Below are 22,514 nucleotides of genomic sequence, written 5' to 3' on the forward strand. Positions count from 1 at the left end.
GCCGCGCGAACGGTGCGCGGCACCCACGACGACAAGGAGACGGAACGACGTGAGCAACCCCTTCGACGACGAGGACGCCCGCTTCCTCGTGCTGGTCAACGACGAGGGCCAGCACTCCCTGTGGCCCGCGTTCGCCGAGGTGCCCCGGGGCTGGCGGGTGGCGCAGGGCGAGACCTCCCGGGCCGAGGCACTGGAGTACGTGGAGCGCGAGTGGACCGACCTGCGCCCGGCGAGCCTGATCGCCGCGCAGGAGGGCTGAACCCGCCGGGGGCGCGCGGGTCCGGCGCGCCCCCGGCCCTCAGGCGTCGCCGTTGTCGCGCAGCATGCGCAGCACCGCCTCCTCCACCCCGCCCTGGGTGGCGAGTTCGCCCGCGGACGCCTCACCGCCCAGTTCGGGCAGCGCCCCGGCGATCGTCACACCCCGCTCGTGCAGCCGGAAGACGCGGGGGTCGATGTAGGAGTCCCGGGCCACCGCCTCGGTGTTGCCCAGGTAGTCGGCCACCTCGCGGACCACGTGGGTCCTCAGCCGGGCCAGGGCCCTGTCGTCCTCGGGCGGCACGGCCACCGCCACCCCGACCGCGGCCAGGACCGTCGCGTGCCAGGTGCGGAACTCCTTGACCGTGTGCTCCTCCCCGGCGACCTCGCGCAGGTAGGAGTTGAGGTCGTCGGTGTTCACGTCGTGCCAGTCGTCGCCGACGCGGTAGGCGAACAGGTCCTGCCCCGGTGAGCGGACGCGCTGGAGGCCGGAGACCACCCGGCAGATCTCGGGTTCGGCGCACTCGACGCGCTGGTCCTGGCCGGACTTTCCGGGGAACTCGAACACCACCGTGCCGCGTCTGCGGTGGACGTGCTCGCGCAGCAGGCTCGCCACCCCGTAGGAGTCGTTGCGGGCGGCGTAGGCGTCGCCCCCCGCCCGCAGGAAGCCGAGGTCGATCAGGCGGACGGCCGCGGCCAGGACGCGCTCGCGCCGCAGTCCGCGGCGGCCCAGGTGCTCGGCCAGCGTGCCGCGGATCCTGGGGAGCAGTTCGGCGAAGTCGAGCATCCGGTCGTACTTGGCCTCCTCGCTCCGGCGCCGCCACTCGGCGTGGTAGAGGTACTGGCGGCGGCCCGCGTCGTCGGTGCCGCACGCCTGGATGTGCCCCTCGGGCGAGGGGCAGATCCACACGTCGTGCCAGCCCGGGGGCACGACGAGTTCCTTGATGCGCCGGATCTGGTCGGGGTCGGTGACCGGCTTGCCGTCCGGGCCGTGGTAGCTGTGTCCGCGACCGCGACGACGCCTGGTGATCCCCGGCTCGGCCGGGTCGCTGCGCCGCAGGCTCATACCGGGGCCTCCTCACGGACGACCATGCGCGTTCCCCGGACCGTTCGCCCGGTCAGGACGGGTCCCGGCCGGGCGGGCGCTCCGGGCTCTCGGGCACCGCCCGCGCGTCGGCGGCGTCGGCGGCGTCCTCCCCGCCCTCGGGCCCGGGGTCCCGGTGCGCCTCGTCGCCTCCCTCGGCCGAGTGCAGGCGGTCCTTCAGCAGCTCCAGCACCCGCATCCGGCCGGAGTGGCTCTCCTCGTAGGCGATCAGCTCGCGCACCCGCTCCGCGGAGAGGGAGCGGACGCGTTCGTCCAGGTCCCGGAGCGAGAGGTCCTCGTAGCCGGGGACAGGAGGAGTCGCCATGCCGCCCACCCGCTTCCTCTGCGATGGTCAGGTGCAGCAGCACAGCTACCCGCGGGGCCGGAGCGGAAAACGAAAGCGCGGACCCGCCCTTCTCCGCGTGCGCGGAGCGGGACGGGTCCGGCGCGGGGCGCTGCTACCCCTTCGCGGCGGAGCGGCGGCGGGCCACCTCGTAGAGGGACACCCCGGCGGCCACGGAGGCGTTCAGCGACTCCGCGTTGCCGATCGGGATGCTCGCGACCACGTCGCAGGCCTCGCGCACCAGGCGGGACAGGCCCTTGCCCTCGGAGCCGATCACGATGACCAGCGGGCCGGTGGCCAGCTCCAGGTCCGGGATGGGGGTGTCGCCGCCGGCGTCGAGGCCGACGACGAACACGCCCTCCTTCTTGTAGCCCTCCAGCGCGCGGGTCAGGTTGGTGGCCTGGGCCACGGGCAGCCGGGCGAGGGTGCCCGCGGAGGTCTTCCAGGCGGTGAGGTTGACCCCGGCCGAGCGGCGCTCGGGGATGAGCAGGCCGTGCGCGTTGAACGCGGCGGCCGAACGCGCGATGGCGCCGAGGTTGTGCGGGTCGGTCACCCCGTCCAGGGCCACGATCAGCGCCGGGGTGTCGGACTCCAGCGCCGTGTCCAGCAGGGCCTCGGGCGCGCGGTACTGGTAGGGGCGCACCTGGAGCGCGAGCCCCTGGTGGGCCGCGCCGGGCTGGCCGTTGCTCTCGCAGCGGCGGTCGAGCTCGGTCTTGGTGACCTCCAGCACGTCCAGGCCGCGCTCACCGGCGATCCGGGCCGCCTCGTTGACGCGCTCGTCCGGGTCGAGGCTGTTGGCCAGGAACAGGCGGGTGGCGGGCATGCCGGCGCGCAGCGCCTCCACCACCGGGTTGCGCCCCACCAGCAGGTCGGAGGCGTCCGCACGGCGGCGCTCCCCCTGCTGCGGGCCCCGGGCACCGCCTCCGGAGTCGGGGCGGCGGGCGGCCCTGGCCCGCTGCTTGCCCTCGTACCAGTGCCGCTGCTCGGCGGGCAGGGTGCCGCTCTTGCCCTCCAGCGAGCGGCGGCCCTTGCCTCCGCTGCCCTTGGTCGGGCCCTTCTTGCTCTTCTTCGCCGGCATGGTCGCCGCCTCCCCGTCAGTGTCGCGGGCATGCCGGAGGCGCGTGGCATCCGGCTGGTGGAATATGGCCTGCCAACGTGAACGCGGCGGCAAACTCCCAGACTAACGCCGCCGCGCCACCGCCCGGGCCGCCTCAGTCGCGGCGCAGGTCCCAGCGCGGGCCCTCGGGGGTGTCCTCGACCACGACGCCCGCCCCCGCGAGCTGGTCGCGGATCGCGTCGGCCGCCGCGTAGTCCTTGCGGCCGCGGGCGGCCTGGCGCTGCTCCAGGGCGACCGCCACCAGGGCGTCCACGACCTCGCGCAGCCCCTGGTCCCCGCCGGTGGCCCACTGCTCCCCGAGCGGGTCCAGGCCCAGGACGCCGAGCATGGTGCGCAGCTCACCGGCGATCTCGGCGGCCTGCTCCTTGCCGCCCGCCGCCAGCGCCGTGTTGCCCTCGCGGACGTGGCCGTGCACGACGGCGAGCGCCTGGGAGACCCCGAGGTCGTCGTTGAGCGCGGACGCGAACTCCGCGGGGACGTCCGCTGCCGGGGCGACCTCGCCCAGCACCTCGACGGCGCGGGTGAGGAAGCCCTCGATGCGCTGGTAGGCGGTGGCCGCCTCCTGGAGGGCGGCGTCGGAGTAGTCGATGACCGAGCGGTAGTGCACCTGGCCCAGGTAGTACCGCAGCTCGACCGGGCGCACCTTGCGCACCATCTGCGGGATGAGCAGGGAGTTGCCCAGCGACTTGCTCATCTTCTCGCCGCCGACGACGAGGAGCCCGTTGTGCAGCCAGTACTGGGCGAAGCCGTCCCCGGCCGCGCGGGACTGGGCGAGCTCGTTCTCGTGGTGCGGGAAGACCAGGTCCAGGCCGCCGCCGTGGATGTCGAAGCTGGGGCCCAGGTACTTGGTGGCCATGGCCGAGCACTCCAGGTGCCAGCCGGGGCGTCCGCGCCCCCACGGCGTGTGCCAGCTGGGCTCGCCCGGCTTGGCGCCCTTCCACAGGGCGAAGTCGCGGGGGTCGCGCTTGTCGCGGTCCGCGTCGCAGTCGGCCGACTCCACGACCTGGTCCAGGCGCTGGTTGGACAGGCCCCCGTAGGGCGGGTAGGAGCGCACGTCGAAGTAGACGTCGCCGGAGCCGTCGGAGGCGGCGTAGGCGTGGCCCGCGTCGATGAGGCGGTGCATGAGGTCGATCATCTCGGGCACGTGCCCGGTGGCCCGCGGCTCGACGGTGGGCGGCAGGCAGCCCAGGATCTCGTACGCGTGCGTGAAGGCGCGCTGGTTGCGCTCGCTGACCTGCCACCACGGCACGCCCTCGTCCGACGCGACCCGGATGATCTTGTCGTCGATGTCGGTGACGTTGCGGCAGAAGGTGACGTCGTACCCCAGGTGCGTCAACCAGCGGCGCAGGATGTCGAAGTTCACCCCGGAGCGGATGTGCCCGATGTGCGGGGGTGCCTGCACCGTGGCACCACACAGGTACAGGGAGGCGGCCCCCTCGCGCAGCGGGACGAACTCGCGGACCTGTCGGGCACTGGTGTCGTAGAAGCGCAGACTCACGTTGTCAAGCGTATCCCCTTTCCCCTCGCGACGACGTCACAAACCAGGGACTCCCAGGTGGGAGAAGCCCTCCCGGACATCCCCAAGTGCGTATATGTGATTGGCCGTATTCGGACACACGAGGTGTGAGATAACCCTGACCGGAAGTCCGTTCCCAGGGTTCTCCCGAGCGCCACTCCCTGCATATTCCGACAGAACGACACAGAACGCCTGGGGACGGCCCGTCTGGTAGCGACCATAATCAGCCGGAATCTCGTGTTCGCGGCACCGCCTGGACTACGCTGCGAAGGCGATGGCCCCTTACAACAACGCCCCCGAGTCAGGGACACGGAACGGTAGGCCCGCAGCAGGTCGCGGCGCGGGAGCCGGTGCTCTCGTCGGCGGCGGCCTGTTCGTCGGCCTCATCGCCCTGTGCGCCCTCGTCATCTCCTACAACGGCATCTTCCAGTTCGCCGAGTACGGCGGCCACGAGGGCAGCCCCCTCGCCCACGTGTTCCCGGTGACCTACACCCTGCTGCTGATGATGGCGTGCTGGGTGAGCTACCTGCTGCGCGGAGCGCCTCCGCGCGAGCGGCTCTGGGTCGACCTGGTGCTGATCCCGGTGCTGGTCCTGTTCGCCGCGACGGCGATGCTGATGAGCAGCCTGGAACTCGTCGAGCGGGTGCACCAGGGGGTCGCCAACGTGATCGTGGCGGTGGCGCCGCTCGCGGCGCTGCTGGTGGCCTTCCTGCTGTGGATGACCCTGCGCGCGCACATGCGCAGGCGCCGCCGCTCACGGATGGCGAGGCCGCGTCCGGCGGACGACCCCACGACCGTGCTGCACGCCCGCACCGCGGTCCCCCCGCGCGGGGACACCGCTCCCCTGTCCGTCCCGGAGGGCGGCACGCTCCGGACGCGGCTGCTGCGCCTGGGCTCCGACGACCGGGACGAGGACGAGAAGGAGACCGAGGCGTTCGCGCCCGTCGGCCGCCCCGGCCGGGACGAGGGCCGCGGGGCCGGGGACGACCGGGACGAGGACAGGTGGGACCAGGACCGCCGGGACGACGAGGGCCCGGGGTCCGCCGGGGTCCCGGAGACCTCGGGAGGGTCCGGGGCGTTCGCGCGGTCGGAGGACTCCGGGGAGCGGCGGGAGCGCCGGAGGGACCCCGAACCCGACGCCGCCTGGGACCGGGACGAGGCGGGCCGAGACGGGGACGGCTGGGACGACGAGGAGTTCGCCGCCGAGCCGCTGCCCGCGGCCGGGACCGACGCACCGCGTTCCGGCACCGGGAACGACCGGGACGACTGGGACGACGGGGACGGGATCGAGGCGTCCGTGCCGACGGTGCGCCTGCCCCGGCGCTCGCGGGACGGGCACAACCCGATCAAGCGGGCGGCCGAGGAGACCCCGGTGGTGCCCGGCGCGGCCGCACCCGCCGACGACGAACCGGAACCGGAAACGGCGCCGGAGCCGGTCGCGGTGGGCCCCGACCACCTGGCCGACGAGGGTTTCGAGCACGAGCCGCCCTTCGGCGACCCGGTGTCGGACGAGGCCGACGCCCCGCCGGTGGCCGCGGAGCACGAGCCGGAGCCGCACGTGGAGCCCGAGCGCCGCGTGCGGCCGGAGCCGGAGACCGGGGCCGCCACGGTCTTCGAACCGGAGCCCGAACCGGTGGAGGAGCCCGCGGAACCCCGGCGGGAGCCCGCCCCCGCCGTGGCGCCCGAGCCGGTGGCGGACGCACCGTCCGAGCCGGACCCCGTGGCGGGGACCGAGGACGCGCGGGCCGGGTCCGTGCCGGAGTCCGCGCCCGTGTCGGACCCGCGGAGTACGCCGTCCGGGCCGGAGCCCGACACCGAGCCCGCGGTGGAAGCCGGACCCTCGGCGGAGCCCGCCCCCGAGGACACAGCGCACTGGGAGCCGCCCGCGGACGACTCGGGCGCCCACGTCCTCGCGGACTACGTGCCGCCGGTGTGGACGCCGCCGGAGGACGACGCCTCCCCCTTCGCGGAGGAGTCCCGGGAGCCGGAGCCGACCCCCGTGCTGGACCACGACACCGGCCCCACGGTGCGGGCGGCGTTCCGGATCGGCGAGGCCCCGGTGGAGGCGGCGCCCCCCTCGGACGCACCCGTGGAGCCCGCGCCGAGGCTGGAGGAGGCCTGGGCCTGGTACGAGTCCGACGAGGACCGGTTCCCTGAGAAGGATCCGCTCCAGGAGCCGGAACCGCTCGGGGATCCCGAACCCTCCGCGACCGACGCCGACCTCCCGCCCGAGGCGGAGGAGCTTCCCCCGGCGGTCCGGGAGGAGGACGAGGACGGGCGGCTCCCCTCCTCCCCGGAGCCCCCGGCCGGGCCCGCGCCCGGTGCCGGGCGTCCCGCTCCGGAGCGGCGCAGACCCCACACACCGGTGGAGAAGCGCCCCATGGTGCTCAAGCCGCCGCGTCCGCCGCTGCCGGACTTCACGTCGGGTCCGCCCTCGCGGCGCGTGCGCAGCGAACCGCTCCGCCCGGACGAGTAGGAACGGCGGGTAGGCGCGCCCGGCGGACGGGTCGGGCAGACACACGACGGGGCTGTGCACAGGTTGTGCACAGCCCCGAAGCCGTTCTGGTGCCCCCTGGCCGCCACAGCCTGGCCTGAAGACAAGGGGGCCCTCGGAGACCGCCGACACCGTGCTGCCCCGGATCACTCCGGCCCCTCCGGGCCCCGGACCCAAGCCCTCGAAGCCCACCGGGGCACCCGACGGCGGCACACCCGACCACGGCGCACCTCCCCCGCCACCGAGGGCGCCCGCCCTCAGATGATCTGCTCGGTCGGCAGGATCGTGATCTCGGTCAGGTTCACGTGCCTGGGCACGGACGCCACGAAGGAGACCGTCTCGGCGACGTCCTCGGACCGCAGCACGTCGATCTGCTCGATGAGGTCCGCCATGAGCTTCGAGGCGTCCGGGTCGGTGACGTGGTCGGGCAGCTCGGTGTCCACCATGCCGGGCTCGATGGTGCACACGCGGACCCGCTTGCGCCCCAGCTCCGTGCGCAGCAGCCGCGACAGCTGGGTGACGTAGGCCTTGGTCGCCGAGTAGACCTGGAACTTCTCCAGGACCCGCACCGCGGCGATCGAGGAGGTCGTGATCAGGTCGGCGGGCCGTCCCGCCGCGGCCGCGGCCTCCAACGAGCCGACGAAGGCCTGGACGGTGTTCATGACGCCGACCACGTTGGTGTTGAGCTGGGTGTCCCAGTCGTCCACCGCCAGGTCGGTGATCCCCGAGATGAGCTGGACCCCCGCGTTGGCGAAGACCAGGTCGACGGGGCCGAGCCCGTCCTCGATCCGCCGGGCGGCGGCCAGGACGGCCTCGCGGTCCGTGACGTCGGTCGGCAGCGCCAGGGCCGTGCCGCCGTTCGCGCGGATCCGCTCCTGGAGCGCTTCGAGCCGGTCGCCCCGGCGGGCGATCAGCGCGACCTTCGCTCCCAACTCGGCGAACCGGAGCGCGGTCGCCTCGCCGATGCCGCTGGAGGCACCCGTGACGACGGCGATCCGGCCGGTGAGCGGCGTGCCGGAGACGACCTGTGCGGTGGGCTGAGTGTTCGCTGTGGTGTTCATGTCCACCATGCTCGGACCGCGGCGCCGGATGAGGGAGGCTGCGACGCGGCCCCCCTCATCCGGCGCCCGGCTCCTAGACTCCACCCATGGCGAAGACGGAATTGGGCGAGTTCCTGCGCACTCGCCGCGCGAAGGTCACGCCGGACGCCCTCGGTCTCCCCTCGGGCGGCCACCGCCGGGTTCCGGGACTGCGGCGTGAGGAGGTCGCCCAGGACGCCGGGCTCAGCGTCGACTACTACCGGCGCCTCGAACAGGGCAGGGAACCCCGTCCCTCGGAGCCGGTGCTGGCGGCGCTGTCGGCGACCCTGCGGCTGAGCCGGGCCGAGGAGGGGCACCTGTACGCGCTCGCCGGTGTGGCGCGGCGGCTGGACGAGGAGGCGACGGTGCGCCCCGTCCCGACCGAGCTGCTCACCCTCCTCGACTCCTGGCAGGAGGCCGGGGCCATCGTGCTCGACCCCGTGCTCGACGTCATCGCCATGAACCACCGGGCGCGGGACCTGTTCCGCGGGTTCGCCGACACCGCGAACCTGCTGGAGATGGTCATGCTCGACCCCGAGGGGCCGCGGTTCTTCGTGGAGTGGGAGGCGGCGGCGGAGGCCACCGTGGCGAACCTGCGCGCCAGCGCCGACTTCAGCCGCACACCGGCGAGGCTCACCGAACTCCTGGAGACGCTCCGCAGCGGCAGCCCCGCGTTTCCCGGCCTCTGGGCCAGGCACGACGTACAGCCCAAGACCCACGAGACCAAACTGCTGCGCCACCCGGAGCGGGGACCGCTGACGGTGGACTTCCACGCCTTCAACGTCGCCAGCGCCCCCGGTTACCAGCTGCTCGTCTACCAGGAGCGCGGACGCGCGTCGTGACGGGGCCGCCCGGGCCTCAGCCCGCGGCCACGCACAGGGCCGTGGCCACGGCCGCGATGCCCTCTCCGCGGCCGGTGAGGCCCAGACCGTCGGTCGTGGTCGCCGAGATGCTCACGGGCGCTCCCACGACCTCCGAGAGCGTCTTTTCGGCCTCCGCGCGGCGCGGCGCGAACTTGGGGCGGTTGCTGATGATCTGGACGGCCACGTTGCCGATCTCGAAACCGGCCGCGCGCACGCGCGCCGCGGTCTCGGTGAGCAGGGCCGCTCCGGAGGCGCCTTTCCAGCGCGGTTCCGAAGTGCCGAAGTTGGATCCCAGATCGCCGAGTCCGCAGGCGGACAACAGCGCGTCACACGCCGCGTGGGCGGCGACATCGCCGTCGGAATGGCCGCTGACGCCATCCTCTCCCGGCCATTCCAAACCGGCCAGAAAAAGGGTGCGCCCAGGAGAAAACGGGTGGACGTCTGTTCCGACGCCCACCCGAGGCATATTCGTCATCAATTACGTGATTTCAGAACCGGTTCAGGTAGTGAGAACCTCGTCGAGGAGGGCCTCGGCCTTGTCCTCGTTGGTCTTTTCCGCGAGGGCGAGTTCGCTGACGAGGATCTGCCGCGCCTTGGCCAGCATCCGCTTCTCGCCGGCGGACAGGCCGCGCTCCTTGTCCCGGCGCCAGAGGTCCCGAACCACCTCGGCGACCTTGTTCACGTCACCCGAGGCCAGCTTCTCCAGGTTGGCCTTGTAGCGCCTGGACCAGTTGGTGGGCTCCTCGGTGTGCGGCGCGCGAAGCACCTCGAAGACCTTGTCCAGGCCCTCCTGCCCCACCACGTCGCGAACGCCGACGTCCTCGGCATTCGCGGCGGGCACGCGCACCGTCAGATCGCCCTTGTCGACCCTCAGAACGAGGTAGATTCTGTCCTCGCCCTTAATGTTGCGCGTCTCGATCGCTTCAATACGAGCAGCCCCATGATGGGGGTAGACAACAGTGTCGCCGACCTTGAAAGCCATGTGACAGGTACCCCTTCCGCTACCACAAGGATACCACGAATCTGTGACTTAACGTACCTATTAGGTTTGCGAACACGCAGGTCAGGCCCCACTTTTCAGGGCTTGACAAAGTGTACCCGAGGCCTGCTGCGCACCTGGTCAGACCCTGTACGGAAGGGCTTGCGGACGCCGTGTCCGCCCCTTCACCGGAGCCTGGGAAGGGCGTTACGGACACGCCCGAGAAGCCTTCCGGGAGGGGCCGGAGCGACGGATCTCACGGTGCCGGGTCGACTGGCGCACGTCGTCCGCGAGAGCCCCCGACGACCCGCCGGAACGGCCGCCGCGGGGTCCGCCTCCGGCCGCCGCGCAGCCCGTTCGGGCCGGTCGGCCGCCCGTGTCCCCGCCCCGGCCAGGCACCGCGCGCTCCGGCGCGGCGCCGGGGGCACCCGCGGTTCGGACGCCCGAGGGGGACGCGTCCGCGTGGCGAAGAGGCGGGCCCGGCCCGCGAGCGGCGTACGGCCCGGCAGGCCCGGGCCCGCGCGACCGCCCCGGGCGTACGGAGTGACCGTCGAGGGAACCGCGGCCGGCTTCCCGGAGGGCTCCTCTCCGGGCTCAGCCCTCGGGGTCGTAGTCCTCGCGCTTCTCCCCCGTCACCATGTAGACGAGGTTGTCGGCGACGTGCACCGCGTGGTCGCCGAAGCGCTCGTAGAACCGGCCGACCAGGGTGACGTCCATGGTGGCCTCCACCCCGTACTCCCACCCGGGGGCGAGGATGCGCTGCAGCAGCTTGCGCCGCAGCCGGTCCATCGTGTCGTCGTCCTTGTCCAGCTCCAGGGCGGTGTCGGGGTCGCGGTCCATGATGACCTCGCCCGCCTTGGTGACCAGCAGTTCCGCCTGGTGACCCATCTCCAGCACGATCGACCGCACCGGCTTGGGGATCGCCGAGTCGGGGTGGCGGCGCCGCGCGATCTTGGCCAGGTGGACGGCGTGGTCGCCCATCCGCTCCAGGTCGCCGCGCATGTACAGGGAGGTGATGATGGTGCGCAGGTCGGAGGCGACCGGCTGCTGCCGGGCCATCAGGCTGAACGCGGTGTCCTCGATCTCCTGGTCGAGCCGGTTGATCTGCTCGTCACCGGAGATGACCTCCTGCGCCGCGTTGATGTCACTGTCCAGCAGCGCCGTGGTCGCACGAGCGACGGCGTGCCGGGCGAGCCGCGTCATCTCGACGAGGCGTTCACTCAGGCTGTCAAGGTCCTCGTGGTAGGTATCGCGCATGGCGTCAATGCTCCCAGTGGTTGATTGAAGAGTCGGCCAAGAGTTGGTGAACGATGCAAGAACCTCGGTTGTGTCGCATGCCCTGGCCGGGTAAAGCCCCAGCCAGCACGTTTACGATCGAATCGTGCAAGGGGAACTTCTCGCCGCGGTGACCGGCATCATCGGACTCGTCACGGGCGTCGTCATCGGCGTCCTGGCCGGTCCTTTCTTCCGTACGGGTACCGCCGCACGGCAACGGCAGGCTCCGGAGCCCGCGAACCGCGACGGCGGCGTACTGCCCTCAGGCATAGCCGAGGTGCTCTCCGCGATCCCCTCCTCCGCCGTCGTGCTGGACTCCGCCGACAGGGTCCTGCGCGCCTCCTCCGCCGCACGCGCCTTCGGCATCGTGCGGGGCGAGGAACTGGTCATAGGCGAACTCCTCACCCTGGCCCGGCAGGTACGGCGGGACGGCGTCATCCGGGAGACGGACATCGAGGTCGCCGTGCGCAAGTTCGGCCCCGACGCCACGTCCTTCGCCGTGCGGGTGGCCCCCCTGGGAGGGACCGGGCTGGTGCTGGTGCTGGCCGAGGACCAGACCGAGCACCGGCGCCTGGAGGCGGTCCGCCGCGACTTCGTCGCGAACATCTCGCACGAGCTGAAGACCCCGGTGGGCGCTTTGTCCCTGTTGGCGGAAACCGTACAGGACGCCAGTGACGACCCGGAAGCGGTGCGTCGCTTCACCGAGCGCATGCAGATCGAGGCCTCCCGGCTGACCGCGGTGATCCAGGACCTCATCACGCTCTCGCGCATCCAGGGCGCCGAGCCGATGGCCGAACCCGCCCGGGTCGACCTCGGCCCCGTCGTCGAGGAGGCGCTGGACTCGGTGCGCATGCCCGCGGACGCCAAGGGGATCGAGCTGGTCGGCAGCGGAGCCGAGGGCGTCGTGGTCATGGGCGACGAGGGGCTGCTGGGCACGGCCCTGCGCAACCTGGTCGCCAACGCCGTGGCCTACAGCCCCAAGAACACCCGGGTCGCCGTGTCCGTGGTGTTGTCCAGGTCCAGCGTGGACGTCAGCGTCGCCGACCAGGGCATAGGGATCCCGCAGCAGGACCTTGAAAGGATCTTCGAGCGGTTCTACCGTGTGGACGCCGCTCGGAGCCGGGCCACCGGAGGTACCGGTCTGGGCCTGGCGATCGTCAAGCACATCATGACCCACCACCGTGGAGAAGTGACCGTGTGGAGCAAGGAGGGGTCGGGGTCGACGTTCACTCTGCGTCTGCCCCGTTCCGAGAGCCGGGGGCCCGAGGCCGCCCGGAACACCGACCGTCAGGAGGCGGCACAGTGACGCGCGTACTCGTTGTCGAGGACGAGGAATCCTACAGCGACGCCCTGTCGTACATGCTGCGCAAGGAGGGCTTCGAGGTCGCCGTGGCGCCCACCGGGACCGTGGCGTTGGAGACCTTCGACCGTACCGGGGCCGACCTGGTGCTGCTGGACCTGATGCTGCCGGGGCTGTCGGGCACCGAGGTGTGCCGGACGCTGCGGCAGAAGTCCAACGTCCCCGTGATCATGCTCACCGCCAAGGACTCCGAGATCGACAAGGTCGTCGGTCTGGAGCTGGGCGCCGACGACTACGTGACCAAGCCCTTCTCCTCCCGCGAGCTGGTGGCCCGCATCCGCGCGGTGCTGCGCCGCCGGGGCGAGGACGAGGTCGTGCTGCCCGCCGCCCTGGAGGCCGGTCCCGTCCGGATGGACGTGGAGCGGCACGTGGTGACGGTGCGCGGCGACAACGTGCAGCTCCCCCTCAAGGAGTTCGAGCTGCTGGAGGTGCTCCTGCGCAACGCCGGGCGGGTGCTCACCAGGATGCAGCTCATCGACCGCGTGTGGGGCGCCGACTACGTCGGTGACACCAAGACCCTCGACGTGCACGTCAAGAGGCTGCGCGCCAAGATCGAGGAGGACCCCGGCAGCCCGCGCTACATCGTGACCGTCCGCGGTCTGGGCTACAAGTTCGAGCCGGTGACCGTCGACGTCTGAGGGGCACGGGATCTCTCCGGGGATTCCCCCTCCTGCGTCCTTCCCGTGTCCCGGGCCGTGGCGGCGTCCACAGCCCGGGCCCCTTCATGCCTCCAGGACGACCGTGAACGGCCCCTCGTTGGTGAGGGAGACCGACATCTTCGCGCCGAACACCCCCGTGGCCACCACGGCGCCGAGTGAGCGCAGCTCCTCGACGACCGCGTCCACGAGGGGTTCGGCGACGGGGCCGGGCGCCGCGGCCTGCCACGTGGGGCGGCGGCCCTTGCGCGCGTCGCCGTAGAGCGTGAACTGGCTGACGACGAGCAGCGGGGCGCCGGTGTCGGAGCACGACCGCTCGTCCTCCAGGATCCGCAGCGTCCACAGCTTCCTGGCGATCCTGACCGCCTCGGCGGCGGTGTCGGTGTGGGTGACCCCCACCAGCGCCATCAGGCCCGGTTCGGTGACCTGCCCGACCACCTCGCCGTCCACCGTCACCGACGCGTGCGACACGCGCTGCACGACCGCGCGCATGGTGCCTCCCCCTCGTGGTCTGCGGCGGCCTACCGCCGCTGGAACTGGTTGAGCGCCCGCAGCCGCCGGGCGTTGGTGATGATGCCGGTCAGCGTCACCACGAACGTGGTGATGGAGTCCGCGAAGTCCTCGATCCGCCACTCCCTCGGCCCCGTGTACCAGGCCAGGCCGTCACCGGTCAGCTCCTCGGGGGTCAGGTCGGTGAGCGCGGCCGAGGCCAGGATGTTGGCCCAGTGGTCGACGTCGTCGAAGATCACCGCGTAGGGCAGGTAGCGCGAGTACAGCTCCACCCGCTGCCCCGGGGGAGCGGTCGCCGAGCGCGGGCTCAGCAGGTAGTCGCGGAAGCCCACCGTGTGCGCGTACACCGAGCTGCCCAGGGCGGTCTTGGCGGGCATGTACTGCGCGCCCGCCGTGACGGCGGCGCCCGCGATGATGACGGCCAGCCCGGTGAACGCCGCGCTGGTGAAGACCGCCAGGACGCCGGTCAGGAGCACGCCCGCGGCCGTCACCGCCATGCCGACGGCGCTCCAGCGGCCGCGCACCTGGCTGGGCGAGCGGGCGAACCACTTCAGCCGCACCATGTCCCGGTACAGCTCCTCGCGCACGCGGTCGATGCGCGCCGGGAAGTCCGGGGAGGTGCGGGGCGAGCCGACCTGGGACAGGCGCACGGTCGGGCGCCCGCCGAAGAGCGCGTCCAGCAGAAGCCACTCGTAGGAGCGGAGGGTGTCCTCCGGGGGGCCGTCCAGGCGCACCAGCCGCCAGTCCACGGACGTGAAGTGCTCGTGCGGCAGTTCCTCCAGGCGCACGTAGCCGCGCACCGCGAGGTCGACCACGGCACCGGTGAGGTCGGTGATGTCCACGGTCTCGTTGACGAGCGTGCCGATCTGTCCGGGGTGCACGTCGTCGGGCGGGGCGAACCGCAGGCGTCCGTGCTCGCCCTCGGCCACCGGGGCGTGGTCTCCGGCCGAGGCCTCGTCGCGCAGGACGCGCTCGTCGCGGCCCCGGACGCGGATCAGCACCACCAGGCCGCCCAGGAGCACCGCCAGCAGCAGTCCGAACACGCTGGCGGTGGCCGGGGTGACCGCGAACGCGGAGGCCAGGGACCAGCGGCGGGTGAGGATGGGTTCGCCCTCGGCGGTGCCGGGCGGGTAGTTGACGACGATGTCGAGCCGGTCGCTGGGCTCCATGTCGGCCTGGAGGAAGTGGGCCACGCCCGCGTCGGCGCCCATGTCGGAGGCCGTGCAGTACATGGCGCTGCGCGGCTCCCCGGCCAGGCAGGACAGCGCCCCGGGCGGCAGGGGCGCGGTGACGGTCACGTCGGTGGTCTCCACGGTGTGGCTGTAGGCGCCCACGGCCCGCCACTCCATCTGGACGCCCTGGGAGACCTCGCTCACGGTTCCGCTCACCCGGTAGGAGAGCACGACCCCGGAGGTGGCCTCGGTGGGGATCTCCACGGACAGGGAGCCGTCGTCCCTGCTCACCCGGGCGTCCAGGGCGTCGCCGTCCAGGTCGGTGGCCCGCACACCGGTGACCTCGAACTTCCGGTCGTACTCGGTGTCGTAGAGCATCGTCTCGGTCAGGGAGCGGGTGAAGGTGGCCGGGGCGCCGCCGGAGAAGGAGATGGTCTCCTCGCCGTGGAGGACGCCCGCGTGGTCGAGTTCGAGGCGGACGTCGTTGGTGATGACCGGGGCCGACCGGTCGCTGGCCGCCGCCACGGAGCCCCCCGGTACTGTGGGAGCCGGTGCCGCTGGCGTCGCGGCGTGGGCCTCCCCACCCGGCCACGCGACGACAAGCGCCGTGACCAGTGAGGACAACACGAAGACGGCCGTCGCGACCGCGACGGCCGGGCGCCAGGAGCCAACCCACCACATGTCGCGAGAGCCTATCCGGTCCCCCGGTGCACCGTTCCCCCCGGGCACGGCGGCCGACGTCGTGCCCAGGCGCCGCGGGGAGCCGCCGTGGTGAGCCGCAGACCCGTCCGGGGACCGGACTTCTGGCCCGAGGACCCCGGGTTCCTCCAGCGGATGGGCCTCGGGGTCACGCTCACGCTGGGCACCGGGGCGGCCGCGGTGGGGTTCACCGGTTTCCTGGCGATCTCCGCCGCCCTGCACCCCTCCGAGCCCGCGTGGTCGCACCCGGTGGCGTCCGCGGACCTGGCGACGGGCGGGTCGGGCGGGGCCTCGGCGGCCGAGGAGCCGCTGACCGCCTCCGGCCAGGGCGACCCGCTCACCGACAACCCGCTGTACCGGATCGGCGAGCTGGGCGAGATCACCTGCGAGGTGCCCGAGTTGGACGAGAAGGACGCGGAGTCGGTGGAGGCGTTCGTCCACGAGATCGCCGACTGCCTGGACACGGCGTGGGGCTCCTACTTCGCCGAGGCGGGCCTGGAGTTCACCTCCCCCAACCGCGTGTACTGGCACACCGCCGGGAACAGCCCGTGCGGCGCGTTCCCCAGCGAGGGCACCGCGGCCTTCTACTGCCAGGCCAACCAGGGCCTGTACCTGGGCGTGGAGGACATCGTGGCGGCCTCCGGCGGCAGCGACAAGCCCGAGGCGTACACGTTCCTGCTCAGCCACGAGTACGGGCACCACGTGCAGGGGCAGTCGCGCATCCTGGCGCGGTTCCACAGCGAGCGGGCGGGCGCCGACGAGGCGGAGGCCGACGAGCTGACCAGGCGCAACGAGCTCCAGGCCAACTGCCTGGGCGGGGTCTTCCTGGGCGCCTCGCGCGAGGACCTGGGCCTCGGCGGGTCCGAACGGGAGAATATCCTCGACGACGTCGGGCTGCGCTCCGACTGGGGTGACGAGCACACCCACGGTTCGGCCGCCAACGGCCGCCTGTGGACGGCGCACGGCATGGACCGCAGGGATCCGGCCGCGTGCAACACGTGGAACGCTCCCGAGGAGCTGGTGCGGTGAGGCGCTCCGGGGGGCACGGTCAGGTGCCGGGCGGGTCCGGCCCGGCCACGGTGACGACAGGGCGGGCGGACAGGGGTGTACGCAGGGTTCGGTAGGTCGCCGGCGTCCGCGGCTCGCCGCGCCGACCGCCGGGTGTTCGGTCTGGTGACCGCCCTCATGGTGGTGCTGCTGGCGCTGGCGCTGTTGTCGTGGACCACCGCCGGCGAGGACGGTCCCCCGCCCGGGGCCGCGCCGGACGCGACCGTCCCGCAGACGGACGCCGACTCCGACGACAAGCCCGGTCAGGCCCCCTCCGGCATGGCGGGCGGGCAGGGGCTTTCGGAGCGGTTCGGCGCCCAGGAGCGTCCGTCGGGGTACCAGGCCCTGGTCGCCAACCCGCTGTACGAGACCGGGCGGCTGAGCCCGCGCCCGTGTCCGGTGCCGGAGCTGGACGTGGAGGACCCCGAGTCGATGGAGGGCTTCCTGCACACGGTCGCGGACTGCCTGGACGACGCCTGGCGGACCCAGTTCCTGCGCGCGGGCATTCCCTTCACCCCTCCGGAGCGGGTGTTCTGGGACGAACCCGGGATCAGCCCGTGCCGCGCCTACCCGTCGCGCGCGGGCGCGTTCTACTGCCGGGCGAGCACGAGCATCTACATCGGCACCGCGGACGTGGTGGACAAGTGGAACGGCGCCACGGACAGCGTGGTGTACGCGTCCCTGCTGGCCCACGAGTACGGCCACCACGTGCAGGGGGAGTCGGGACTGCTGGAGTACTACCACGGGCAGCGCCAGCTGGAGGACGGCGTACTGGAGCGCAACGCGTGGACGCGCCGCGGCGAGCTCCAGGCGAACTGCCTGGCGGGCGTGTTCATGGGGTCGGTCCGGGTGAGCTACCCCCTGGACGAGGGGGACGTGGAGACGCTGCTGGACGACGCCGCCGCCACCGCCGACCGCGAGGACGGCGAGGAGGATGAGCGCACGCACGGGTCGGTGGACAACAGCGTGGCGTGGACCCGGACCGGTCTGGAGGAGCAGAGGCCGGGGGCGTGCAACACCTGGGACGTGGCGGACGAGTCGCTGGTGCACTGAGGAGGGTCCGGCCCGACGGCCGCACGAGGCCGTACGCGCCGCGCAGGAACGGGGCCGCGGACTGCGCCCTCCGGGCCCGGGCGGATACGGCGGCCGGGGCCGCCGGGGCCCCGGCGCGCGTGATCCGCGCCCGGACGGCCGACCACGCGCGCGTTCGACCCCACCGCGGCACGCACGGGTGCCGGGGCGAGACCCCCGGGACGCGACCCGGCCGGGCCTACCGGGACTCGACCCTTCCGAGCGGGTCGGGGCCGCCCGTCAGCGCGTCGCACGCCGCAGGCCAGGCGGGGTCCCCGGGGTGGAACCGGTCGCGCAGGTAGGCCCAGGTGAGCCGCTGGACCGCGGACACCCGCTCGGGGTTCTCGTCCGTGGTCTCGGCGACGTCGTACCCGGAGACCCCGCCGAGCCCGTGCTCCGCGCCGAACAGGGTGAACAGGGTCTTGGGGCCGGGGGCGAGGAGGTAGGGGTCGACGTGCCACTCCGGGCCGCGGACGGTCAGGTGGGCGGAGTCGTCCCTGTCCCCGGCGACCACGAGCGCGGGTGTGGTCATCGTGGAGAAGTCCGTGGTCAGGAAGAAGGGCCAGTCCCGGGCCGTGGATTCGGTGAGGGAGCCGCCGCCCCCGCCGGGCGCGGCGAGGAGCACGCCCGCCGTGATCCGGGGTTCGGACAGGTCCACCACCTTTCCGTCGTGCGGGTCGGTGAGCCGGGCGCCCAGCAGCAGGCTCGCGGTGTGCCCACCCATCGAGTGCCCGGCCACGGCGACCCTGCTCCGGTCCAGGCGTCCGGAGAGCCCGGGGACGGCGGCCTCGATCTCGTCGAGCCGGTCCAGGACGCGCGTCATGTCCTCGGCCCGCGACCGCCAGTACAGCGGCGCCTCGGGGGTGTCGGGGTCCAGGTCCAGCGTCCTCGAACTCAGGTGGGTGGGCTGGATCACCGCGAATCCGTGGGCCGCCCAGAAGTTGGCGAGGGGCGCGTAGCCGTTCAGCGAGGACAGGTGGTGGGAGGGGCCGTGGCCGTGTGAGAGGAGGACGATCGGCAGCTCGCCGCCGGTCACGGGCACGGAGACCCGCACCTCCAGGTCCACGGCGCGGTCGGGCGTCGGCAGCACGACCGGACTGACCGAGAGGACGGGTGCGGCGGGGCTGACGGCGTCGGCCGTGCGCGTCGGTGCGCTCATGGTGCGTTTTCCCTTCGGCGGCCCGCGCGGCCGGTCCTCTCGGATCGGCGGCGGGCAGGGCGGGCGGAAGTGTCCCGTCGCAGCTAGACTGCAAGCGGAGCACTGTTCCTCTTAATATACGGAGCATTGTTCCGTTTTGCAACGGCCACCGGAAGGAGAGCGTGTATGCCCAGCACAGGGGGGTCGGGAGAGGTGCCGGCCCGCGGCAGGCGGGCCGACGCGGTGCGCAACCAGCAGAAGCTGCTCACCGCCGCCGCCGCGGTGTTCGTCACCTCCGGAGTCGACGCGCCGATCCGGGAGATCGCGGCCCGGGCGGGGGTCGGGATGGGGACGATCTACCGCCACTTCCCCACGCGGGCGGACCTGGTCGTCGCCGTCTACCGCCACCAGGTCGAGGCCTGCGCCGAGGCCGGCCCGAGGCTACTGGACGAGGCCGCCTCCCCGTTCGCCGCGCTCCGCGCGTGGGTGGACCTGTTCGTCGACTTCCTGGTCACCAAGCACGGGCTGGCAGGTGCGATGCGGTCGGACAGCGGCGGTTTCGAGGCCCTGCACGCCTACTTCCTCGACCGCCTGGTGCCCGTCTGCACGCGGTTGCTCGACGCCGCGGTCGAGGCCGGGGAGATCGGGCCCGGCACGCGGGCCTACGAGCTGATGCGCGGGATCGGCAACCTCTGCGTCGGGAGCGACCCCCGCTACGACCCGCGCCGACTGGTCGAACTGCTCCTGCGGGGACTGCGGCAGCCACAGCCCTCCTGACGTCGGCGGACAGCGCGTGCCGGCACCCGTGGGCGCCGCGCCCCGTACGCGGCGTGTCCTCACGTGCGGGTCCTCCGCGCGCCCGGGGGAGGCGCCTCCCCGGGGTGCCGCCTCCCCAGGGCGGAGTTCCCCCGGCGTTGTCCACAGGTTCGAAGTACCGCTGTCGCGCGGATACGGAGCGTGGCAGGATGCTTCGTATGTCGGACCTCGCCGAACCCCTCAGCCCGTACGAGCCCGAACCGACCTCCCCCGCTCCCCACTCCCCCGAGCCCTCCCCCGACGACGCCACTCCACCGCCCGTCCCGACCGGCCCCGGCTCCCCCGCGTGCGAGCGGGTCGAGCTGCGCGTACACGGCGTCAGCGGCGGCCAGGCCGAGGAACTGCTGGACGTCGAACCCGCGATGCGCGTGGGCGGCGACCGCCTGGCGGGGTTCTTCCGCTGGCGCCGCGAGTCCGACACCAAGACCCTTCCGGGCGTGCGCCGGGAGATCTTCGCCTGGGGCAACCTCACCTCCGGACGTTCCTCCCGGGCGTTCTGGCTGCTGCTGCTGCCGTTCATGCTCGTCAACGTGGCGTACTGGATGCGGCCCGGGCGGATGGACCGCGACCCCGCGGGGGCGCGGCTGCTGGCCAACAACGCCTACGGCGGGAGCGTGCGGCTGCTGGCGCTGTCCCTGACGGTGCTCATCACCCTGGCCGCGGCGGGGATCGGCATGGACCTGGTGGCCTGGCAGTGCGCCTCCGGCCAGGGCGAGGAGTGCGTGCGGGCCCGCCCCTGGCTGGCCTTCCTGGGCTCACCCTCCTCGGTGCTGTCCGCGCCGGGCCCGGCCCTGCTGGTGGGCACGGTGCTGCCGGTGGCGCTGATCGTGGTGCTGTGGCTGCTGTCGCGGCGCACGGCCGCCGACTACGAGGTCGTGGAGAGCCCGATACCGCCCCGCCCCAGCGCCGCCGCCCCGCTGAGCCACAAGGGTTTCTGGCGCAACAGCGAGACCATGGCCCGGCTGCGCTCGGCGCACATCTCGGCGGCCCTGGGCACGGTGGCCGCCCTGCTGGTCGTACCGGCGCTGCGGCACGACCTGGGCCCGGCGACGGCGGGTCCGCCCGACGGGTCGGGGCCGTGGATCGTCGGCACCCTCCTGGCCGCCCTGCTGGCGGCGGTGGTCACCCTGAGCACCCTGAGCGTGCTGGTCCCGGGCACCGACCCGCGCTGGAACGCCCGGGCCGACCGGATCTGCCGCCTGCTGCGCGACGCCACCCTGGTCCTGGGGCTGGCGGTGGCCGCGTACGCGCTCTGGCCCCGCCCGGAGTGGACGGCGTCGGGGCGGCTGCCCGGCAACGGGGCGATCCTCAACACGCTGTTCGCGGTCCAGGCGGCCCTGGTGCTGGTGATGCTGGCGGCGGCGCTGTTCCTGTTCGCCGCCGACCGCTCCCACGGCGGCGCGGCGATGCGCGGCCTCGCGGGCCCGGCCACGGCGGCCCTGGGCGCCCTGCTCGGCGGCGGTTTCTCGGCCGCGCTCGTCTACCAGGGGTCGCTGGCACTGAGCGGCTGCGGTTCCCTGGCCACCCCCGAGGTGGACTGCCTGCCGCTGTCGGTACCGGCCGCCTACTCCTGGCTCCAGCTGGCGTTCGCGTTGGAGGCGGCCATCGCGCTGGTCGTGGTGGGGGTGCTGGCGCTGCTGCTGCGCCGCGACACCCGGTCGCACCTGGCGGGGGTCACCGAGGACTACGCGCGCAGCGTGCGCGACCGCCGCACCTGGGACATCGCCCACGCGCGGGCGATGGGCCGGATGACGGAGGTGCTGCCGTGGGTGCTGGCGGCCTTCCTGCTCCCGGTGGTGGCGCTGGGCGTGCTCGTGCTGTCCTCCACGCTCTCGGGGCACCTGGCGGCGGGTCCGGCCTCGGTGACGACGGCCGTGTCGGACGCGGCCGCCGTGCCCGGCGAGGTACGGGGGTTCGCCCAGGGGACGGTGTCGGGGCTGATCGGCGTCGGCTCCCTGCTGGGCGGCGCCGCCCTGGTGGCGCTGGCGTGGATCGGACGCAGCGCCTACCGCGACCGGCCCACGCGGCAGGCGGTCGGCTCGGTGTGGGACGTGGGCACGTTCTGGCCCCGGGCGGCCCACCCGCTGGCGCCGCCCTCCTACGCGGAGCGGGCCGTGCCCCAGCTGTGCGCCCGGGTGGCCCTGCTGTGCCGGGAGGGCACGGACGTGGTGCTGTCGGGACACTCGCAGGGCTCGGTGCTGGCGGCGGCCACGGTCTGGCAGCTGCCCACCGACTGCCTGGGCCGGATCGCGCTCATCACGCACGGCTCACCGCTGGACCGCCTGTACGCCCGCTACTTCCCGGCCTACTTCGGGCCGGGACCGTTCGCGGACCTGCGGGAGCGGGTGACGGACTGGCGCAACCTGTGGCGGGTCACCGACGCGATCGCCGGGCCGGTCCGGACGCTCGACTCCTCCGGCGGATCCCGGAGCACGCGCGTGGTGGAGCGGGCCGAGCCCCTGCCGGACCCGCGCTCCTACGACGCCCTGCCCGGCGAGGCCAGACGCCCGGAGATCCTGGGCCACTCCTACTACACGGGCGACCCCGCCTACTCCGCGGAGCTGCGGCGGGTGCTGGACGGCATGGAGGCGCAGGCACGGCGTGAGGCCTCCTCCGGGAGCACGGGGCACGAGGCCCCGGCCGGAAGCACGGGATGAGACCTGGGGAGGCCTACCAGGGGCCGTAGGGGCCGTTGTTGCTGTTGCCGCCCACGCCCTTGACCGCCGGACGCACGTCCAGCAGGAAGACGAGGGTGGCGACCAGGCCGAGGATGACGAACATCCCGCGGCCGGAGAACACGGCCAGCAGCGAGAGCGCCGTGGCGACACCGGTGAGGATGACCCACAGCTTCTTGGTCTGCTTGTCCATCAGTTCGAAGGCCGCGGCCGGCGTGCGGACCGCCTCGATCAGCGCGTACAGACTCGCCACGAAGGTGACTAGATAGATGGCGTGCCAGATCAGTCCGAACAAAACGCACACTCCCGACGACGTTCCGAGCGGGGAGTCCGCCCGCTCTCCACCGTAAACGGATGGGACGCGT

General features: G+C 73.1%; 21 protein-coding genes. 9 read left to right on the forward strand and 12 right to left on the reverse strand.

Features of this window, described 5'->3' with window-relative positions:
• Positions 1-49 precede the first annotated feature (49 nt).
• Positions 50-259 carry an MbtH family protein gene (locus NDAS_RS21285; protein ID WP_013155306.1) on the forward strand — a complete coding sequence of 70 codons (210 nt, stop codon included), beginning with the start codon at positions 50-52 and terminating at the stop codon, positions 257-259.
• Between the two features lie 39 nt (positions 260-298).
• Here NDAS_RS21285 and NDAS_RS21290 read toward each other — a convergent pair whose 3' ends face one another.
• From NDAS_RS21290 to cysS, 4 genes are all read right to left on the reverse strand, one after another.
• Positions 299-1,321, reverse strand: a complete 1,023-nt coding sequence (locus NDAS_RS21290) for a DNA topoisomerase IB (protein ID WP_013155307.1) — start codon at positions 1,319-1,321, stop codon at positions 299-301.
• A gap of 52 nt (positions 1,322-1,373) precedes the next feature.
• Entirely contained in the window at positions 1,374-1,664 is a 291-nt protein-coding gene (locus NDAS_RS21295; RefSeq protein ID WP_041553257.1) for a hypothetical protein, read from the reverse strand.
• Between the two features lie 133 nt (positions 1,665-1,797).
• A complete protein-coding gene (gene rlmB, locus NDAS_RS21300) occupies positions 1,798-2,760 on the reverse strand; it encodes a 23S rRNA (guanosine(2251)-2'-O)-methyltransferase RlmB (RefSeq protein WP_013155309.1) in 963 nt (320 codons plus the stop codon).
• 133 nt (positions 2,761-2,893) lie between these two features.
• Positions 2,894-4,297, reverse strand: a complete 1,404-nt coding sequence (gene cysS, locus NDAS_RS21305; RefSeq protein ID WP_013155310.1) for a cysteine--tRNA ligase — start codon at positions 4,295-4,297, stop codon at positions 2,894-2,896.
• 292 nt (positions 4,298-4,589) lie between these two features.
• Between cysS and NDAS_RS21310 the strand changes: the two genes are divergently transcribed.
• The gene (locus NDAS_RS21310) at positions 4,590-6,791 is read left to right on the forward strand and encodes a DUF2637 domain-containing protein (RefSeq protein WP_013155311.1); all 2,202 of its coding nucleotides are present in this window, start codon (positions 4,590-4,592) and stop codon (positions 6,789-6,791) included.
• Positions 6,792-7,066: 275 nt separating this feature from the next.
• Here the strand turns inward: NDAS_RS21310 and NDAS_RS21315 are convergent, their stop codons facing one another.
• Positions 7,067-7,870, reverse strand: a complete 804-nt coding sequence (locus tag NDAS_RS21315; protein WP_013155312.1) for an SDR family oxidoreductase — start codon at positions 7,868-7,870, stop codon at positions 7,067-7,069.
• Between the two features lie 86 nt (positions 7,871-7,956).
• On the opposite strand from NDAS_RS21315, the gene NDAS_RS21320 reads away from it, so the two are divergent.
• Complete coding sequence (locus NDAS_RS21320; RefSeq protein WP_013155313.1) at positions 7,957-8,730, forward strand: helix-turn-helix transcriptional regulator; 774 nt, start codon at positions 7,957-7,959, stop codon at positions 8,728-8,730.
• A gap of 16 nt (positions 8,731-8,746) precedes the next feature.
• On the opposite strand, the gene ispF is transcribed toward NDAS_RS21320, so the two are convergent.
• From ispF to phoU, 3 genes are all read right to left on the reverse strand, one after another.
• Positions 8,747-9,217 (reverse strand): 2-C-methyl-D-erythritol 2,4-cyclodiphosphate synthase, encoded by a 471-nt coding sequence (gene ispF / locus NDAS_RS21325; protein WP_013155314.1) that lies wholly within the window; start codon positions 9,215-9,217, stop codon positions 8,747-8,749.
• A gap of 33 nt (positions 9,218-9,250) precedes the next feature.
• Positions 9,251-9,733 carry a CarD family transcriptional regulator gene (locus NDAS_RS21330; protein WP_013155315.1) on the reverse strand — a complete coding sequence of 161 codons (483 nt, stop codon included), beginning with the start codon at positions 9,731-9,733 and terminating at the stop codon, positions 9,251-9,253.
• 591 nt (positions 9,734-10,324) lie between these two features.
• The gene (gene phoU / locus NDAS_RS21335) at positions 10,325-10,987 is read right to left on the reverse strand and encodes a phosphate signaling complex protein PhoU (RefSeq protein ID WP_013155316.1); all 663 of its coding nucleotides are present in this window, start codon (positions 10,985-10,987) and stop codon (positions 10,325-10,327) included.
• Between the two features lie 124 nt (positions 10,988-11,111).
• Between phoU and NDAS_RS21340 the strand changes: the two genes are divergently transcribed.
• Positions 11,112-12,311 carry a sensor histidine kinase gene (locus tag NDAS_RS21340; protein ID WP_041552912.1) on the forward strand — a complete coding sequence of 400 codons (1,200 nt, stop codon included), beginning with the start codon at positions 11,112-11,114 and terminating at the stop codon, positions 12,309-12,311.
• The gene (locus NDAS_RS21345) at positions 12,308-13,003 is read left to right on the forward strand and encodes a response regulator transcription factor (protein ID WP_013155318.1); all 696 of its coding nucleotides are present in this window, start codon (positions 12,308-12,310) and stop codon (positions 13,001-13,003) included. Before NDAS_RS21340 ends, NDAS_RS21345 begins: the two co-directional genes overlap by 4 nt.
• Before the next feature lie 84 nt (positions 13,004-13,087).
• Here NDAS_RS21345 and dtd read toward each other — a convergent pair whose 3' ends face one another.
• Positions 13,088-13,513 (reverse strand): D-aminoacyl-tRNA deacylase, encoded by a 426-nt coding sequence (gene dtd / locus NDAS_RS21350; protein ID WP_013155319.1) that lies wholly within the window; start codon positions 13,511-13,513, stop codon positions 13,088-13,090.
• A 29-nt stretch (positions 13,514-13,542) separates the two neighbouring features.
• Positions 13,543-15,384 carry a DUF2207 domain-containing protein gene (locus tag NDAS_RS21355; RefSeq protein ID WP_013155320.1) on the reverse strand — a complete coding sequence of 614 codons (1,842 nt, stop codon included), beginning with the start codon at positions 15,382-15,384 and terminating at the stop codon, positions 13,543-13,545.
• A gap of 153 nt (positions 15,385-15,537) precedes the next feature.
• On the opposite strand from NDAS_RS21355, the gene NDAS_RS21360 reads away from it, so the two are divergent.
• Entirely contained in the window at positions 15,538-16,431 is an 894-nt protein-coding gene (locus NDAS_RS21360) for a neutral zinc metallopeptidase (RefSeq protein ID WP_041553258.1), read from the forward strand.
• 75 nt (positions 16,432-16,506) lie between these two features.
• Positions 16,507-17,502 carry a neutral zinc metallopeptidase gene (locus NDAS_RS21365; protein WP_013155322.1) on the forward strand — a complete coding sequence of 332 codons (996 nt, stop codon included), beginning with the start codon at positions 16,507-16,509 and terminating at the stop codon, positions 17,500-17,502.
• A 217-nt stretch (positions 17,503-17,719) separates the two neighbouring features.
• Here the strand turns inward: NDAS_RS21365 and NDAS_RS21370 are convergent, their stop codons facing one another.
• Positions 17,720-18,679: an alpha/beta hydrolase family protein gene (locus NDAS_RS21370; protein WP_013155323.1), complete on the reverse strand. Its 960-nt coding sequence runs from the start codon at positions 18,677-18,679 to the stop codon at positions 17,720-17,722.
• Between the two features lie 165 nt (positions 18,680-18,844).
• Between NDAS_RS21370 and NDAS_RS21375 the strand changes: the two genes are divergently transcribed.
• Positions 18,845-19,435, forward strand: a complete 591-nt coding sequence (locus tag NDAS_RS21375; RefSeq protein WP_013155324.1) for a TetR/AcrR family transcriptional regulator — start codon at positions 18,845-18,847, stop codon at positions 19,433-19,435.
• A 197-nt stretch (positions 19,436-19,632) separates the two neighbouring features.
• Entirely contained in the window at positions 19,633-22,131 is a 2,499-nt protein-coding gene (locus NDAS_RS21380; protein ID WP_013155325.1) for a hypothetical protein, read from the forward strand.
• Positions 22,132-22,144: 13 nt separating this feature from the next.
• On the opposite strand, the gene NDAS_RS21385 is transcribed toward NDAS_RS21380, so the two are convergent.
• Complete coding sequence (locus NDAS_RS21385) at positions 22,145-22,444, reverse strand: DUF2516 family protein (RefSeq protein ID WP_013155326.1); 300 nt, start codon at positions 22,442-22,444, stop codon at positions 22,145-22,147.
• Positions 22,445-22,514 lie beyond the last annotated feature (70 nt).

It is taken from the genome of Nocardiopsis dassonvillei subsp. dassonvillei DSM 43111 (genome assembly GCF_000092985.1).
Taxonomy (GTDB): Bacteria; Actinomycetota; Actinomycetes; order Streptosporangiales; family Streptosporangiaceae; genus Nocardiopsis; species Nocardiopsis dassonvillei.